The following is a 17013-nucleotide window of genomic DNA, read 5'->3' on the forward strand; positions in this document are numbered from 1 at the left end:
AAGCGCCTGCAAAAACCGCTTGCACCCGCGCGCCCAAATCGTAGCATTCGTCAAACGCCAATACAGGATGACCGAATACATGAGCTTTGACGATATTATCGACCGCACCGGCACCAAATGCGCGAAATGGGATGCTGTGGAATCCATTTACGGGGTCTCCCCAAACGACGGCCTGCCCATGTGGGTGGCGGATATGGATTTCCGCTCGCCTGACTGCATCATAAAGGCTGCTCAGAAGCTGGTGGACCACGGGGTGTTCGGCTATCAGTCCGATTACTCCGACTATCACAACGCAATCATCTGGTGGATGAAGAATCGCCACGGCTGGGACGTAAAGGCGGAAGAAATCTTCACGACCTTCGGGCTCGTGAATGCTGTGGGCATGTGTCTGCTCGCCTACACCCAACCGGAAGACGAGATCGTTCTCTTCACCCCTGTCTATCACGCCTTTGCCAAGGTCATTAAAAACGCAGGCCGCAAGGTGAAGGAATGCCAGCTGGTAGAACAGAACGGTTCTTACGAAATGGACTTCGCCGCCTATGAAGCCCAGATGACCGGCGCGGAAACGATGCTGATCCTGTGCTCCCCCCACAACCCGAGCGGCCGTGTCTGGAGCAAGGAAGACCTGCAAAACATCGCAGATTTTGCCAAGCGTCACGATTTGCTGATCGTATCCGACGAGATCCACAATGACATCGTCTATCCGGGTCACACCCACCTGCCGATGCCCGTGGCCGTGCCAGACTGCATCGAGCGCCTGATCATGCTGACGGCCCCGTCCAAAACATTCAATGTTGCGGGCAACCATGCAGGCAACGTCATCATCCACGATCCCGAACTGCGGGCAAAATTCTCCGCAGCTATGATGGGGCTCGGCGTATCTCCCACCATCTTTGGCACCGCAATGACAACCGCCGCCTATTCCCCCGAAGGGGCTGCATGGGTGGACAAACTTGTCGCTTATCTCGAAGAAAACGCCCGTGTTTTTGACGAAGGCATCAACAGCATTCCGGGCCTGACTTCAATGCCGCTGCAAGGCACCTACCTCGCATGGGTCGATTTCGCCAATACCGGCATGGACATGGCCGAAGTGAAAGACCGCGTCCACAAGTCAGCCAAAATCGCCCCGAATGACGGCATTACCTTTGGCTCAGGTGGTGAAACCTTCCTGCGCTTCAATCTCGGCACCCCGCGCGCCAATGTAGAAGAAGCCATATCCCGCATGAAAGAGGCTTTCGCCGATTTGCAATAACACCGGCTCCGGCTCTTTTTGGTAGAAATATCCACTCCTGCGCTGCGGCTGGACGCTTTACTCACAAAGCGCATGCAAATGCCGCAGCGCAGCACTTGCGGGGCATCGCGCAATAATCTACCAATCAGCCAACCGGAATCGAAACATCATTACCCAAAGGATGCAACCTCATGAGCTTTAAAGTCCAACCAGCCCCACCAGCCCGCCCGAACCGCTGCCAGCTTTTCGCACCGGGCTCCCGTCCTGCGATCTTTGAAAAGGCGGCCGCTTCGGATGCGGATGTGATCAATCTGGATCTGGAAGACAGCGTTTCTCCAGCAGATAAGGCAGAGGCGCGCAAGAATGTGATCGAGGCGATCAACACGATTGACTGGGGCAACAAAACCCTCTCCATTCGCATTAACGGTTTGGATACTGAATTCTGGTACAAGGACGTTGTAGACATCCTTGAAAACGCTGGCGACCGGATTGACCAGATCATGATCCCCAAGGTCGGCAACGCGGGGGACATCTACGCCGTTGACGCATTGGTAACATCCGTTGAAATGGCTAAGGGCCGCAAGAAACCGATCCAGTTCGAAGTGATCATCGAAACTGCTGCCGGTCTTGCCCACGTAGAAGAAATCGCAGCTGCATCGCCCCGTATGGCCGCAATGTCATTGGGCGCTGCGGATTACGCGGCTTCTATGGGGATGCAAACCACAGGAATTGGTGGCACGCAGGAAAACTATTATATGGTGGAAAACGCCAACGGCGATGCGTCTCGCGCAACCCATCTCGGCGATCCATGGCATGCTGTCACCGTGGCCATCGTCTCCGCTTGCCGTACCCACGGCCTGCTGCCGGTAGACGGCCCCTTCGGTGACTTCTCCGACGAGGAAGGCTTCAACGCACAGGCCCGCCGGTCCGCAACGCTCGGCATGGTCGGTAAATGGGCAATCCACCCCAAGCAGGTTGCCCTCGCCAATGCAGTTTTCACCCCCTCCGAAGCCCAGATCACCGAGGCCCGCGAAATCCTCGTCGCGATGGAAGAAGCGGAAAAATCCGGCCAGGGCGCCGCCGTCTACAAAGGCCGGCTGGTCGACCTTGCCTCTATCCGTCAGGCACAAGTCATCGTAAAACAAGCTGAAATGATCGGCTAACTCACATGCAGGCGGGGCACTCCCCCGCCTGCTTCGAAAGGACAGACCATGACGGACGGCCCCAACGCAGACCAAGCGGACTTCTGGACGGACGGGGCCGGACTGGACTGGATCACCTATGAGGCGCAACTGGATGCGCTGTTTGCGGGGGCGAACCGGGCTCTGTTGCAGACAGCCACACCACAAGCCGGACAAGCCGTGCTTGACATCGGATGCGGCACCGGCGCCACCACGCGGGATTTCGCAACGGTGGTCGGCCCAAGCGGTCAGGTGCAGGGCCTTGATATCTCAACCACAATGCTCGCACAGGCTGAAAAATCCGCCACTGCGCAGGGGCTACAAAATGTAACCTTCACACGCGCGGACGCCCAGACAACCCCGCTGCCCGAAAACCGGTACGATCACGTCATCTCGCGGTTCGGGGTGATGTTTTTCGAAAATCCAGTGGCTGCCTTTGAAAATCTCCGCAAAAGCCTCAAAGATGGCGGCCAACTTACTATGGCCTGCTGGGGACCGTTCAAGGAAAACCCCTGGTTCACCCTGCCCCGCCGCGTCGCAACCGACTTGCTCTGCAACCCGCCCCCGATGGATCCACGCGATCCCGGCCCCTTCGCCTTTGCTGATACTGATTATGTTTTCAGCATCCTGACTGATGCCGGTTTCGCCTCTCAGACCGTTACGACACAAGATATCCCCCTCACCCTGCAAGGCTCCTCCGCCGACGCCGCAGAACTGTCCTCCTACATCGGCCCCGCCAACAGCGTCATCCGCGCACAAGGCGGCACAGCCCAAGACAAAGCCGAAATCGTAAGAGCCACCAGAATCAAATTAGAAGAATACGCAGACAACGGCACCATAACCGTTCCCGCAAAAATCCACATATACACAGCTCAGAAACACAACTGACGCTGGTTTCAATGTTCCCCAAATACTCCCGTCGGAGGTAAAACATCCTTCGTATCAGCGGACCAAAGTGGATTTGGCTGGGTTCGCCCCTGCGCCGATTGATACAACACTCTGTGTCAGATCGGTTCTTTCTTAAGATGCGCGACCAATTCATTCACAATCGCGGGCGGCGTCTGATCTATTTTTACGCGCGTTCCCGTCTCGTCGGATTCCAGTGGTTCGAGTGCCGCAAACTGACTGTCTAACAGCTTTGTCGGCATAAAATGGTCCCGCCGCCCCCCCAATCGATCCGCTATAACAGTTTGGGTTCCGTCAAGGTGCAAGAACGCGACCGGCCGAGTTGCCGTGTCACGGATGGTATCGCGGTAGCTGCGTTTCAGCGCGGAGCACGCGATCACCAAGGCTCCGTCAGTTTGGGCAAAGGCACGTCCGACGGTTTCGAGCCAGGGCGTGCGATCTGCGTCGGTCAACGCAATGCCCGCCGCCATTTTTGAAATGTTATCCTGAGGATGCAGATCATCGGCATCCACAAAACGCGCATCAATCTGCGCGGCAAGCGTTGTGCCGATAGACGACTTCCCACAGCCAGACACCCCCATGATCACAAAGCAATCTATCATCGCACTGCCACGGCGCGGCCAACTGCCTGTGGAGACCCGTTTATCAAGGCTCGCTTTCCAGTCAAATCGAATACTTTCAGGCGCATGACGTGGCTCCTTGGGTGATGAGATTGCAAACGATTGCTTGAGTTTTGTTATCGATAACAAGTGCTGTCAATGCAAGATACAGTCTGCAACTTTTCCCTGACGCCGATGGATTGCGGCTGTTCAGTTGTTCGCCCGCCCCTTGCCGGTTCGCCCCCCTTGCTGTGGCACCCGCAGCGAATGGACACGACACGCCCTTGGTGCAGACCAGAGCGGTAAAACACTGGAGAAATTACCGTTTCCGCCTGTCTAGAAGGGAAGCAGTCCGATTAATGACGCGCAGAGATCAGCGGCAGCACCCCATTGCAATTCTGCGCCAGCGCAGCCATATAATGCCAATCTAAAAACAACGCTGACGCGGGTGACAATGCAAAACTACCTTGAGTTTGAAAAGCCTCTGGCCGAGATTGAAGGCAAAGCCGAAGAACTGCGTGCTATGGCGCGCCAGAACCCTGAAATGGACGTGGAAAAAGAGGCTCAGGCGCTCGACAAAAAGGCGCAGGATTTGCTGGTGGATCTTTACCAAAAGCTTACTCCTTGGCGCAAATGTCAGGTGGCCCGCCATCCCGACCGACCCCAGTGCAGCGATTATATCGAGGCTATTTTCACGGAATACACGCCACTCGCCGGTGATCGCAACTTTGCTGATGACTATGCGGTGATGGGCGGCCTCGCCCGCCTCAACGACAAACCTGTGATGGTGATCGGCCATGAAAAAGGCAAAGACACCAAATCCCGCATCCACCACAATTTCGGCATGGCCCGGCCCGAAGGCTATCGCAAGGCGATCCGGCTGATGGATATGGCCAACCGCTTCGGCCTGCCGGTAATTACGCTGGTGGACACGCAGGGTGCCTATCCCGGTAAGGGTGCCGAAGAGCGAGGCCAGTCCGAAGCAATCGCGCGTTCGACGGAAAAGTGTCTCTCGCTAGGTGTGCCGCTGATTTCTGTAATCATCGGTGAAGGCGGCTCCGGCGGTGCGGTGGCATTTGCGACGGCTGACAAGCTCGCCATGCTGGAGCATTCGGTTTATTCTGTGATCTCCCCCGAGGGCTGTGCCTCTATCCTTTGGAAAGATGCCGGTAAAATGCGCGAAGCCGCAGAGGCGCTGCGTCTGACAGCGCAGGACCTTAAGGAACTGGGCATCGCAGATGAGGTAATTCCCGAACCCATCGGCGGTGCGCAACGCAATACCGAAGACACAATTAACAATGTGAAATCAGCTTTGGGCGAAATGCTCGGTCAGCTTGAAAAGAAAAAGCCGGATGCACTGCGCAAAGGTCGTCGCAAGAAATATCTGGACATGGGATCAAAGTCGCTGGTCTAAGCGGCGATTGACCGGATAACGGCGGGGTTCATCCCCGCCGGATCACACCTGTCACCGCCGCTGCGCCCAGCGCGGTAATCACCCAACCGGTGATTTTGGCGACCCAACGGATCCACCAGCCGTGCCACCCCCAAGGGCTGCGCGAAGTGGACGGCCCCCAAGCATCCTCCTGCCCGAGATTAACAATCGGCACCAGTAAATCGGCCGCATAGGCATAGGGCTGGAAGGTTTCGTAATCTTGACCCGCTCGTCCCCGTGCTGCCCAGAAGGCACCGGGATTGTCGGGATGGTCCTGTGTCGCAGAAACCCAGCCTGCAGAGATCAGGATAGGGGCGGCGGCGGGCGTCATATCCCCTGCCTCCCATGTTTTCTGGAAGTAGAACCCCAGCCCAAGGATCAACAGCACCGCCCACAGCACCACGCGTGACGGGCGGTAGCCATAGGCGATCAGGAACCACCCCAACCCGTCCCGCACTGTCATGGCAAGCCGCATACCACCGGTCGCCACTGACCTATTGGCTGCCCGTTGCAGGCGCTCCTTTTCGATCAGCACCTTTTCGGCATCTTCGCGGTGGCCGATCCGCTCCAGCACCCGCGCAAGGTGTTCGTAGGGTTGGGCGCGAAAGTCTATCCCCTCAGGGCGTCGCGCCAGCCATTCCAGACGGATTTCTACGGAAATGTCCGTGTGCTGGGCAAAGTCCTGATATTCAAACCCGTCGAGCCGGACCGCATGGCCCCCGCCAACGCCGCCCGGTTCGTCATTCAACCGGCGGGTTTGTGCGCCGGAGAAATTGATGATCCCGCCGGAAATCTGGTTCTGCTTGAAATAGAGCACGCCGCGAATTTCACAGCGGGTCAGGGATAAAGCGATCGAATTACTGCCCTCTGCGCCGTCCGCAATAGCTTTCCCGCCGTCATCCGCTGCTGAAATCGCTACGTTACGGCAATAAAAATCCTCTTCGATGTCGCCGTTGGACAGGATGATCGCACCATTGCTGTGCAGCTCGGTCTCATCCGTGTCGAAGGGATAATCGCCAAGATAAACCGAGCCCCCCACCCGAATAGAGTTGGCGAATAGGGCAGCCCGCCCGCCCCCGTCAATCTGCGCGTCGCAGATTTGCAGGTCTCCGGTGATTTTAGCCCCCGGCAAGGCAATCTCTCCGGTGCACACAAAACTGCTACGCAGATAAATCGAACCGTCAAACACTGCGTTGTCCGCTGCAATCCCCGGACACTGACAGCCGGAAAGAAACACACCACGCATCCGCGCGTTCACAAACACCAGCGTTTTGTCGATCACACAGCGCGACAGGCTTAGGTCATTGGCGCAATCCACGCCCTGAAAATCCAGCGTGCCGGTGATCCGCGCGCCGCGAATCCGGATGCCTTTGGCATGAGGCACCGCCGCAGGGTCCAGCTCCAGCAGGATCAGCCGGATCAGTCCGGCGCGGATTTCCACGTCTTCAGCCTCGGCCGCAGGACGCTCTCCGTCACCGATAATGACCCGCGCTCCAGTCTCGGCCTGTTCGACCAATCGTCGCTCTGCCACAAGGAGGGGTTCAAATTCGCGTAAACTCTGCATATGAAACAGCTAACACGCGCTTTACTCTTAAGGAAACCCTGCCCATGTCCGATCCAGTTCTTTATGCCATTGGTGACATTCACGGCGATCTGGACCAGATGCTGATGATCCACGACCGGATTGCCCAAGACATCACGGCTAACGCTGTCGGACCCCACGAGGTGATCCACATCGGGGATCTGGTGGACCGTCGTTTTAACAGCCGTCAGGTGATTGACCATCTGATCAACGGGCAGCAGGACGGCAAGCCTTGGGTGGTTCTGAAAGGCAACCACGACCGGATGATGACGCTGTTTCTGGATAACATGGAACAAGACCCGGTCCTGCGCAAAGATCTGACGTGGCTGCATCCCCGTCTGGGCGGGCTGACCACACTGGAAAGCTATGGCATCAGCGGGTTTGATCACACGCAAGAAAAGGAAATTCTGGCCGAGGCCCGCGCCAAAGTGCCCGCCGCCCACCGCGATTATCTCCGCGATCTGCCAGCCTCTCACGATACCCCCCGCGCATTTTTCGCCCATGCAGGGATTGAACCAAACACCCCCCTGCCCGACCAGATCGAAGATCACCTGATTTGGATTCGCGCGCCGTTTCACGATCACACCCGCCCTTACGAAAAGCTGGTGGTACACGGCCACACGCCAGTGGATATCGTCACCCATTACGGCAACCGCCTGAACATTGATACAGGGGCCGCCTATGGGCGCAAGCTGTCAGCTGTGGTGCTGGACGACAGTGGAGTGTGGGAGCTAACCGAACACGGCCGCGCCGAGGTTCACCGCGAAGGATGAAGCTGCACGGCACGCAGCGCTGTTCTTGAAATAAAACGCCCGCCGGATGTGTGATCCGGCGGGCGTTTATGGTTTAACCAGCTTGCTTGGCCAGTTCAAAGGCGCGGGTGAGGACGGCGCGGTCGCCGACCACATTGCTCAGCAGCAGCACCAGACGCGCGTTGAGCGCATAGCTCTCTGCCTCGCTCAGCCCTTCATGGGCCGCCAGCAGTTCGGCATAAAACCCGTCTGCATCGTCAATATTCGCCGTAAAGAGTTTTTCCACGGGCTTATCCCCCCATCGCAGTGTTCAAGGCCGCCGTAACATCGGCAGCAGTCGGATTAACCCAGCGGGCCGCGATCACCTGATCCGGCCGGATCAGATAAACCGCCTGTTCCGCTGCGCCCAGATAACGCTCGGTGATCAGATCGTCCGGTGCCACTATCACATCCACCAGATCAAGATTCAGTCCCTCGGGTTTGAAGTCCGTGTTCACCGTAAACAACTGGAAGCGACCGCCGATCCGGTCAATCAGCCAGCCCTGATCCGTCGGCGCATCCGCCAGCGTCGCCCCAACACGGGTCCGTTGCGGCAGGATTGCATCATCCGCACCATTCAGGGACGATCCGTCATAAACGCAAGGCAGCGACAAACGGCCCGAGTTCACCAGCGGGCGCATCGCATCGGTGTGTTCCACCAGATCCAGAACGCTTTCGCGGAACAGTTTGGCGATTTCCGTCTTCGGCGTCATGAAATCAGTTGTGCGGCTGGAGTTCAGGATATTCTCATCCGCCCCGTGCTTGCGCTCTTCCTGATAAGTGTCGAGCAACCGTTCTCCGGCCTCACCCTTAATCACAGCGGCGAGCTTCCAGCCCAGATTGTCCACGTCCTGAATGCCGCCGTTGCACCCGCGCGCCCCAAACGGCGAAACCTGATGGGCGCTGTCTCCGGCAAAGAAGACGCGGCCGTGACGGTATTCATCCATGCTCATGCATTGGAAGGTGTAGACGCTGACCCATTCAGGTTCAAACTCTACGCCCTCGCCCAGCATCGCCTGCACTTTGGGCATGTAATATTCCGGCTGCACGACAGCTTTGCGGTCGATGTCCCAGCCAAGCTGGAAGTCTATGCGCCAGATGTCGTCGGGCTGTTTGTGCAGCAGCACTGACTGCCCCCGATTGAACGGCGGATCGAACCAGAACCAGCGCTCGGTCGGGAAGTCCGCAGTCATTTTCACATCGCAAATCAGGAAGTTGTCTTCAAATACGCGGCCTGTGAAATCATGGCCAAGCATACTGCGAACCGCAGAACGCGCACCGTCGCAGGCCACCAGATAGTCCGCTTCAATCTTGTAGGGGCCTTCCGGCGTGTCAATTTCCAGTGCAACGTGGTCGTCATAGGACTCCGTTGAAAGCACACGGTTCTTGCCGCGAATTTCAATCGGCGCGCCTTCGGCCTGTGCAGCGCGGATGCGTTCGACCAGAAACTTCTCAAAATAGGGTTGTTGCAGGTTGATGAAGGCGGGGCGTTTATGACCCTCTTCCGGCAGCAGGTTGAAATCGTAGATCTGCCGTTCATCACGGAAGACGCGGCCCACGTTCCACACGACGCCCAGATCCACCATCGGATCGGCGGCCCCCATGCGGTCACAAATTTCCAGCGTGCGCTTGGCAAAGCAAATGGCGCGACTGCCCACGCCCACCCCGTCGTGGTCATCCAGAACCACGCAAGGCACGTCTTTCAGCCCCAGTTCCAGCGCCATTCCCATGCCAACCGGACCACCGCCCACAATCACCACAGGGTGGCGTGCAGGGCTGTCCGCATCCTGATCCGCAGACCGTGCATAAGGGTACAGCGTGAACGCTGTTTCATATCTTACATCAACCATGGGTCACTCCCAAAAGGGCGCGGCACTGGGCACGCGCCCGTCCTCCAGATAAAAATCGTCCAGTTGCGGCGGATCAATACCCGCCGCACTTAGCATGCAATGCACCTGCCCGCGGTGATGCACCTGATGCTGCACCAGATGCAGGACCAACCAGTCGAGCCGCTCCTCCCGCGGACCGTCAGGCCGTTCTGTCACCCGCGTTGCGTGCAGATCGTCCGCGTTCATCCCCTTGGCAAATGCGATAAATCGCGCATCCGCTTTGGCCTGCGCCTGTTCCAGCGGTGGCAGGGTCGCATAATCTTCACGCGCATAGACCGCGCGTCCCTTGCCACCCTGTTCCAAAGCATCAAGGTAAAACAAATCCACCTCGTAAATATGGTTAAGCGTACGCCCCACAGACCCAAAAAATCCCGGACGCGCCGCCCAGAGCGCAGGCTCGGACAGCGCAGAACAAGCGCTGTACAGCACATTGTTCGCCCAGGCGTTGTTCTGCGCCATTTTCACGAAATGCTCTGTCACCCGCGGGGCACCAGAATGAAGGGTTGGGCCAGTACCACCAGCATCAACAGGATTGTCACCCAGATCAGCTGGCGCCGCTCTGTCGCGACTGACGGATCACTGAAGAACCCGCCAAAGGCGCGAAAGATGTGGCCCATCCAGACAGAAAAACCACCACCCGTGCGATCATGGGCCCGCATGGACTGGCGCGTCAGGCGCCCCAGCATGCGGAACATCAAGAAGACCCAAACGGCAAAAACGATGCCCATTAAAGTCAGTATTGCAATGTTGAGTGGTGGCATATCGTCCTCCTGTGATTAACCTTGCAGCGCGTCCCACATGTCCAGATCGCGTTGTGCGGTCCAGATACGCGGATGCGCGATGCCACGGGCCTCGTCATAGGCACGGGCAACGTTGAAGGGCAGGCAATGCTCGTAGATGGCATAGTCCTTGAACTTCGGATCACAGACCTCGCGGCACGCATCCCAAGCGTCTTTCAACGTGCCATTGCGCGCCGCAACCTGTGCAACCGGCTTATAGGTGCTGTTGACGAAATCGCGGGTCAGCTCAATCGCCTCATCCACGGCTTCACGGCCCACAAGCGCGTCACCGCGACCCGGTGCAATGGATTGCGGGTCATAGGCTTTTACGTTGTCGAGCGTATTGCCCCAATCGCCAAAGTAGCCGTCACCGCAATAACAGGCAGAGTGTTTTTCAACGATGTCGCCTGTGAACATAACCTGCTCGTCCGGCACCCAGATCACACTGTCACCCGCTGTATGGGCGCGACCGATCTGTTTGATCTCAACTTTACGGTTGCCCAGATACACAGTCATGGAATCGCTGAAAGTGGTGGTCGGATAGGTCAGGCCCGGAATGCTCTCATGGCCTTCAAACAGGCGCGGGAAACGTTGAAATTCGGAATCCCAATCTTCCTGACCCCGTTCCATGACCATACCACGAGCCACGTCGGACATGATGATCTGATCCGCGTTAAACGCCGAAGCACCCAGCACACGCACCGCATGATAGTGTGTCAGAACAACGTGGGAGATCGGCTTGTCGGTAATCTCACGCACTTTTTCGATGACCATATTGGCCAGACGCGGTGTTGCCTGCGCCTCTACGATCATGACGGAATCATCACCAATAATCACACCGGAGTTCGGATCACCCTCAGCGGTGAACGCCCAAAGGTCCTTGCCCACTTCGGTGAAGCTGATCTTCTTTTCTGCCGTATCGCCTTGCGATGCGAATGCCTTAGCCATTGTCTTGTCCTTACGTGTTCTGTCCTGAAACCTTACGGCTTCAATGTTCCTAAAATACTCAAACCGGCGCCCGTTCAGGGCGCCGCACTGCCTTACGGGAATTTCACCGCTGGCAGGATTTTTCCGGCACACTCGCCAAAGCCGATAGTGAACCCGTCACCCTTGGCCGCGCCGCGCAGAGTGACCGTGTCACCATCTTCAAGGAAGGTGCGGGTTTCGCCGCCATCCAACGTGATCGGATTTGCACCCGCCCATGTGATCTCCAGCAAAGCGCCACGCTGATGTTTTTCCACACCCGAAATCGTACCAGAGCCGAGCAGATCACCCGCGCCCATTTCACAACCGCTGCTGGCGTGGTGGGCCAGTTGCTGTGCGGAGGAGTAATACATCTCGTTGTAGTTGGTCCGCGAAATGATGGTCTCGTCCTTGGCTTCAGGGGCCAGTGCCACTTCCAGATCAATGTTATAGAGCATCGGGCCGGGTTCTTGCAGATAAGGCAGCAACTCGAACTCGCGCTCTGGCGTGTTACAGCGGAACGGCTCCAGCGCCTCTTTGGTCACAACCCAAGGGCTGATCGTGGTGGCAAAAACCTTGGCCTGAAACGGGCCGAGCGGTTGGTATTCCCACGCCTGAATGTCCCGTGCGGACCAGTCGTTCAGCAGCACATAGCCAAAGATCATCTCGTCGGCTTCGGCCACGCTGACAGGTTGGCCCATCTTGTTACCGGACCCAACAACCGCGCCCATTTCCAGCTCAATATCCAGTCGCTTACACGGACCAAAGGACGGCACAGTATCGTTCGGGCCTTTCAACTGGCCGTTCGGACGGTGGAAATCTGTGCCCGACACAACCACGGTGCTGGCGCGGCCGTTATAGCCGATCGGGATGTGCAGCCAGTTCGGTGGCAGGGCATTTTCCTTACCACGGAACATCTCGCCCACGTTCTGGGCGTGGTTCCGGCCCGCATAAAAGTCGGTGTATTCGCCAACAACGAATGGCATCCCCATGTCCACGTCGCTTTGAGCGATCATGGCGGCGTTGCGCAGGTCTTCGTTGCCGGACAGCGCATCATCGCCGCCCTCAGCCAGCAGGTCCATCAAACGCGCCCGAACGGTTTTCCATGCGTCGGTGCCAAGATCCATGAATTCGTTCAGGAACGGTACGTCAAACACAGGGTCTTCGTCGCCTGCATTGATAACGCCTTCGCCTTCCAGCACGCCCAGATCAACGATCATATCGCCAATGGCCACACAGGGGCTGCCCACGCCGTCTTCATCCAGATACACGCCGTAAGGCAGGTTGTTCAGGGGAAACTGGCTCTCGGCGGAGTTCGCAGACTCCACCCAACTTTTCTTCAAACCCAAGGTTCTCTTCCTTCTTTTGCGCGACCCGAGAAGGGCCGCTTGTTCAGTCTTGCGAGGCGCCGTCCGTGTCAGAGCCGCCCTTCGCATCGTTTCTTGATCGCTGCTGCATCCAGCCGATGCACCAGACAACACCTGCCACAAGGCACAGCAGACCGGCGGCGCCGATCAGGCCTTGCAGGTGCAGGCTCAATCTTTCAAGCCGGGCGTGCCATCAAACTTCTTCTCCAGCCCGTCCCAGCAATCCACATAATCGTCCTGCAAAGGCGCTTCATCCGCGGCAAAGCGGGTCAGCTGCTGGGGGAAGCGGGTTTCAAACATGAACGACATGGTGTTCGTCAGTTTCACCGGATCCCAGCTTTCTTTGGTCGCATGCTCAAAGGCATTGTTATCCGGCCCGTGGGGCAACATGCAATTATGTAGACTGATCCCGCCGGGGATAAACCCTTTAGGTTTCGCGTCATAGACACCGTACACATTGCCCATTAGCTCGGACATGATGTTCTTGTGATACCACGGCGGGCGGAAGGTGTTCTCATTGGCCAGCCAGCGCTCGGGGAAGATCACAAAGTCGATATTCGCAGTTCCTTCTTCAGCAGTCGGCGCGGTCAAAACGGTAAAGATCGAAGGATCGGGGTGATCAAAGCTGATCGAGCCGATGGTCGCAAAGGTGCGCAGATCGTATTTGTAAGGCGCGTAATTGCCGTGCCATGCGACCACATCCAAAGGCGAATGGCCGATTTCGCAGGTGTGGAACTGGCCGCACCATTTCACCGTCACGCGGCAGGGTGTTTCCTTTTCCTCAAACGCGGCGACCGGCGTTTTGAAGTCGCGCGGATTGGCAAGGCAGTTCGCGCCGATTGGCCCGCGATTTGGCAGGGTAAACTTCGCGCCGTAGTTTTCACAAACAAAGCCCCGTGCCTGACCATCGGGCAGTGACACTTTGAACACCATGCCGCGTGGCAGCACGCAGATTTCCAGCGGCTCCAAGTCAATGATACCAAATTCGGTGAAAATTTTCAGTCGGCCATCTTGCGGGACAACCAGCAGTTCAGAGTCGGCGGAGTAGAAATAATCATCCTCCATATCCGTGTTCGCCAGATAGACATGGCTCGCCATGCCGACCTGCGTGCCAACATCGCCCGCCGTGGTCATGGACCGCATACCGGTCACAAAGGTCAGTTTTTCATCTGTAAATGGCACCGGATCCCAGCGGTACTGACCCAAAGAGATCACGTCGTCGATCACATGAGGCGCGGTTTTCCAGTAAGGCATATCCACCTTTTTGAACCGGCTGACGTGTTTCACGCTCGGGCGGATGCGGTACATCCACGACCGTTCCAGCGTGGCATGGGGCGCCGTAAAGGGCGAGCCGCTCAGCTGTTCGGCGTAAAGTCCGTATTCCACCCGCTGGGGGCTGTTGCGTCCAACAGGAATCGCACCGGGCAGCGCCTCGGTTTCAAAATCATTGCCAAAGCCGGGCATATACCCTTCGGTCACACCGATATTCGATGCGGCCTGAACAAAACCCTGCGGCTGTGTCTGCTTGTTCATATCAACTCTCCCATGGGCGGATTCGGTTAGGCGCATTCTATCGTTGCAAATGCAACGATGTCAATTCCCGAGTTGAACCTCGGCCTTCGCGGTTGCTGGAACCTCCAGAACAATCCAGTCCCATGTAACCCCCGCAGCTGTGTTCTGCGGCTGGATCGACGCTGTGTGTTTGTGACAAATCGTGGACAGCCCAATGCAATGAGCCTTCGACAACAGCAGATCCGCGCGCCCGCCATAGCTTGGCCGCGTAATGGGCGCCGGACCGTTGCGAACCGAGATCACCAACCGCGCGGCGGGCGCAGCCAAAGACCACAGCGATAAAAGTGCTGCTTCCCGCTCCGTCAGTTTAAGGTGGTGCCAAACGCCGTTCAGGATCAGCACATCAAATTGCACGCCTGACTGCCGCAGTTCTGCCAGTTCCGGCAGTTTGTCCCCGCTCCATGTTAGATCCAGACCGCCGTGCAGCACCTGCCCTGCCCGTCGGAACCCTGCCACCGGCTCGACCGCAGTCACGCGGTATCCCGCCTGCGCAAACCACGCGGCGTCCCGACCGGTCCCTGCCCCCACGTCGAGCACACGGCAAGGCGGCGCGGGTAGAAAATCCAGAACCGGCGCCAACACATGCGCCGGGTCCAGCGCTTCGAACCGGTCGATCAAACTTTCCGCATCCTGCACATAGCCTGCCAGAACCTCCGTCTGCGGATTATCAGCCAAAACGATCCCCCTCTTGATCCCGATGCTCGCCCGTCGCATACTCATATCACTTGCAACGATATCAGGCGACCGGATTTGTCCCAATTTTCACTCGATGATTTTCTGCCCTATCAACTCGCCGTGGTTTCTGCGCGGGTCAGCCGCGAGTTCTCGCAGATCTACGCGGAACACTTTGACATGAGCGTTCCAGAATGGCGGGTGCTGGTGCATCTGCACAATGCCGGACCTGTTTCCATCCGCGAAATTCAGGCCCGTGTGGATATGGATAAATCCAAAGTCTCCCGCGCGGCCTCCCGTTTGGAAAAGGCAGGGTTCCTCACCAAGGAGACCAACGCCGACGACCGCCGACTGTTAAAGCTGGGGCTGACCGAACAAGGCTATGCACGGATGGAACAGATCATCCCGCTAGCCAATGAATTCGAACAACGCCTGCTAAAACGGATGGGCGCGGACACTGACGGTTTTCGCGAGACACTTCTCAAACTTCTGAAAGACGACACATGACCACCACGACCCTTTATGATTACTGGCGGTCCTCTGCCGCATACCGCCTGCGCATTGCCTTTGGCATCGCCGGAATCGAATATGACGCAGTGCCAGTGGACTTGCTGACTGGCGCCCATCAAAGCGCGGAGAACCTCGCGCGCAACCCGCAGGGACTGGTGCCAACGGTTGAAATTGACGGCACGACGATGACCCAGTCCCTTGCGATTATCGAATATCTCGGGGATGCGGGCCATCACAGCTTCCTGCCCGAAGCGCCGCTCGACAAGGCCCATGTTCGTGCCCTGTCTTATGCGATTGCGATGGAGATCCATCCGGTCTGCAACCTCTCGGTCGCCAAATTTGCGGCCAGTCATTCGGGTGGCGAGATCACGATGGAAAGCTGGATGCGCCAGTTCATCCCCAAGGGTCTGAAAGGCTTTGAGGATATGCTACGCGGTGAGGGCACATACTGCTTTGGCGACAGCGTGACACTCGCCGATCTGTGTCTCGTCCCGCAAATCTATAACGCGACCCGTTGGGGCGTGGATTTAACCCCCTTCCCCAAAACCCGCGCAGCCTATGCCGCGCTGGAGAAACTGGACGCGGTGCAAGCGGCCCATCCAGACAATTGGCAACCGGAATAAACACACGCGCGGAATTTGGATATTTGAACCAAAAAGAGCTGTAAAGCGCAGGGCTCAGAGGCTCTTCTTGGGGAAAATATCCAAACCTTCACTTACGCCACGAATGGCGGTCAGACGTGTTGACCGCCGTTCACTTCTATCTCTGTGCCTGACACATAAGCGCTTGGGGCGGTGCATAGGAAATAGATCACATCGGCCACTTCCGAGGGCTGTCCAAGGCGGCGCATGGGCAGGCCTTCGACAATCTTTTCCGTCCCCGGCGACAGGATGCTGGTTTCCACCTCCCCCGGCGCAATCGCGTTTACCCGCACACCGAGCGGTCCGAAATCATGGGCCATCTCCCGCGTCAGCGCGGCCAGCGCAGCCTTTGATGTGGCATAGGCGGCTCCGGCAAACGGGTGGACCCGCGCACCGGCGATAGAGGTCACATTCACCACCGAGCCTTTGGCAGCGGCGAGTTCCTGTTGCAATCCACGGGCCAGAACGACTGGTGCGAAAAAATTCACGTGAAACACATGCCCCCAAGTGCGCAGGTCGGTGTCCATTGTGTTCAGCCGTTCGCCCTCGGGGCCTTTGGGGGAAATTCCTGCGTTGTTCACCAGCGCATCCAGCCGCCCCGAGGGGAGGCGTTTACGGACCCGCTCCACAGCTTCGATGGTGCTTTCGGGGTTGGAAAGGTCAACTTGGATATGGTTTTCCTCACCCCCCGGCCAAGGGCAGTGTTCCGAAAACGGTTGGCGCGAACAGGTCAGCACCCGCCACCCTTCGGCGCTGAATTTCTTAACCGTTGCATGGCCTATTCCACGGCTTGCTCCGGTCAACAGCAGGTTTTTGCGTTCCATTTCCACGTCCTTGTGATTTTACAGGGAAGGTATCCCCTTGGCGCGTGGGGCGCAAAGGGTTAAATCAGTTCAGA

General features: G+C 57.6%; 19 protein-coding genes. 7 read left to right on the top strand and 12 right to left on the bottom strand.

Annotated features, from left to right (window positions below; translation table 11 throughout):
* Positions 1-79: 79 nt before the first annotated feature.
* The 3 genes from IEX10_RS17845 to IEX10_RS17855 all read left to right on the top strand — a co-directional run bounded on the left by IEX10_RS17845 (position 80) and on the right by IEX10_RS17855 (position 3300).
* Positions 80-1252, top strand: coding sequence for a MalY/PatB family protein (locus IEX10_RS17845; protein ID WP_188678455.1), 1173 nt, complete (start codon positions 80-82; stop codon positions 1250-1252).
* Between the two features lie 170 nt (positions 1253-1422).
* Complete coding sequence (locus tag IEX10_RS17850; protein ID WP_069299091.1) at positions 1423-2394, top strand: HpcH/HpaI aldolase/citrate lyase family protein; 972 nt, start codon at positions 1423-1425, stop codon at positions 2392-2394.
* A gap of 48 nt (positions 2395-2442) precedes the next feature.
* Positions 2443-3300, top strand: coding sequence for a class I SAM-dependent methyltransferase (locus IEX10_RS17855; RefSeq protein ID WP_188678457.1), 858 nt, complete (start codon positions 2443-2445; stop codon positions 3298-3300).
* A 116-nt stretch (positions 3301-3416) separates the two neighbouring features.
* Here the strand turns inward: IEX10_RS17855 and IEX10_RS17860 are convergent, their stop codons facing one another.
* A complete protein-coding gene (locus IEX10_RS17860) occupies positions 3417-3920 on the bottom strand; it encodes a gluconokinase (RefSeq protein WP_229678625.1) in 504 nt (167 codons plus the stop codon).
* A 451-nt stretch (positions 3921-4371) separates the two neighbouring features.
* Here IEX10_RS17860 and IEX10_RS17865 point away from each other — a divergent pair, with 451 nt between their 5' ends.
* Complete coding sequence (locus tag IEX10_RS17865; RefSeq protein WP_188678459.1) at positions 4372-5331, top strand: acetyl-CoA carboxylase carboxyltransferase subunit alpha; 960 nt, start codon at positions 4372-4374, stop codon at positions 5329-5331.
* Between the two features lie 28 nt (positions 5332-5359).
* Here the strand turns inward: IEX10_RS17865 and IEX10_RS17870 are convergent, their stop codons facing one another.
* Positions 5360-6913 carry a hypothetical protein gene (locus IEX10_RS17870; protein ID WP_188678461.1) on the bottom strand — a complete coding sequence of 518 codons (1554 nt, stop codon included), beginning with the start codon at positions 6911-6913 and terminating at the stop codon, positions 5360-5362.
* Positions 6914-6957: 44 nt separating this feature from the next.
* Here IEX10_RS17870 and IEX10_RS17875 point away from each other — a divergent pair, with 44 nt between their 5' ends.
* Positions 6958-7704 carry a metallophosphoesterase gene (locus IEX10_RS17875; RefSeq protein ID WP_188678463.1) on the top strand — a complete coding sequence of 249 codons (747 nt, stop codon included), beginning with the start codon at positions 6958-6960 and terminating at the stop codon, positions 7702-7704.
* A gap of 73 nt (positions 7705-7777) precedes the next feature.
* Here the strand turns inward: IEX10_RS17875 and IEX10_RS17880 are convergent, their stop codons facing one another.
* The 9 genes from IEX10_RS17880 to IEX10_RS17920 form a co-directional block, all read right to left on the bottom strand.
* Positions 7778-7969 (bottom strand): DUF2783 domain-containing protein, encoded by a 192-nt coding sequence (locus IEX10_RS17880; protein WP_188678465.1) that lies wholly within the window; start codon positions 7967-7969, stop codon positions 7778-7780.
* Between the two features lie 4 nt (positions 7970-7973).
* Positions 7974-9572, bottom strand: coding sequence for an FAD-dependent oxidoreductase (locus IEX10_RS17885; protein WP_188678467.1), 1599 nt, complete (start codon positions 9570-9572; stop codon positions 7974-7976).
* Positions 9573-9575: 3 nt separating this feature from the next.
* Complete coding sequence (locus IEX10_RS17890; RefSeq protein WP_229678626.1) at positions 9576-10091, bottom strand: DinB family protein; 516 nt, start codon at positions 10089-10091, stop codon at positions 9576-9578.
* Entirely contained in the window at positions 10088-10372 is a 285-nt protein-coding gene (locus IEX10_RS17895) for a hypothetical protein (RefSeq protein ID WP_188678469.1), read from the bottom strand. The genes IEX10_RS17890 and IEX10_RS17895 overlap by 4 nt, the downstream gene beginning before the upstream one ends.
* Positions 10373-10387: 15 nt before the next feature.
* On the bottom strand, positions 10388-11338 hold the full coding sequence (locus IEX10_RS17900; RefSeq protein ID WP_188678471.1) for an MBL fold metallo-hydrolase: 951 nt from the start codon (positions 11336-11338) through the stop codon (positions 10388-10390).
* 92 nt (positions 11339-11430) lie between these two features.
* Entirely contained in the window at positions 11431-12702 is a 1272-nt protein-coding gene (gene fahA, locus IEX10_RS17905; RefSeq protein WP_188678473.1) for a fumarylacetoacetase, read from the bottom strand.
* Between the two features lie 43 nt (positions 12703-12745).
* A complete protein-coding gene (locus tag IEX10_RS17910; protein ID WP_188678475.1) occupies positions 12746-12892 on the bottom strand; it encodes a hypothetical protein in 147 nt (48 codons plus the stop codon).
* Entirely contained in the window at positions 12889-14253 is a 1365-nt protein-coding gene (hmgA, locus tag IEX10_RS17915) for a homogentisate 1,2-dioxygenase (protein WP_188678477.1), read from the bottom strand. The genes IEX10_RS17910 and hmgA overlap by 4 nt, the downstream gene beginning before the upstream one ends.
* Positions 14254-14313: 60 nt before the next feature.
* Complete coding sequence (locus IEX10_RS17920; RefSeq protein WP_229678627.1) at positions 14314-14967, bottom strand: class I SAM-dependent methyltransferase; 654 nt, start codon at positions 14965-14967, stop codon at positions 14314-14316.
* Positions 14968-15042: 75 nt separating this feature from the next.
* On the opposite strand from IEX10_RS17920, the gene IEX10_RS17925 reads away from it, so the two are divergent.
* Positions 15043-15471 (top strand): MarR family winged helix-turn-helix transcriptional regulator, encoded by a 429-nt coding sequence (locus tag IEX10_RS17925; protein WP_229678628.1) that lies wholly within the window; start codon positions 15043-15045, stop codon positions 15469-15471.
* A complete protein-coding gene (maiA, locus tag IEX10_RS17930) occupies positions 15468-16097 on the top strand; it encodes a maleylacetoacetate isomerase (protein ID WP_188678482.1) in 630 nt (209 codons plus the stop codon). The genes IEX10_RS17925 and maiA overlap by 4 nt, the downstream gene beginning before the upstream one ends.
* Before the next feature lie 110 nt (positions 16098-16207).
* On the opposite strand, the gene IEX10_RS17935 is transcribed toward maiA, so the two are convergent.
* Positions 16208-16939, bottom strand: a complete 732-nt coding sequence (locus tag IEX10_RS17935) for an SDR family NAD(P)-dependent oxidoreductase (protein WP_188678484.1) — start codon at positions 16937-16939, stop codon at positions 16208-16210.
* Between the last annotated feature and the right edge of the window lie 74 nt (positions 16940-17013).

The sequence above is a fragment of the Neptunicoccus cionae genome, from assembly GCF_014643735.1.
Classification (GTDB): Bacteria; Pseudomonadota; Alphaproteobacteria; order Rhodobacterales; family Rhodobacteraceae; genus Amylibacter; species Amylibacter cionae.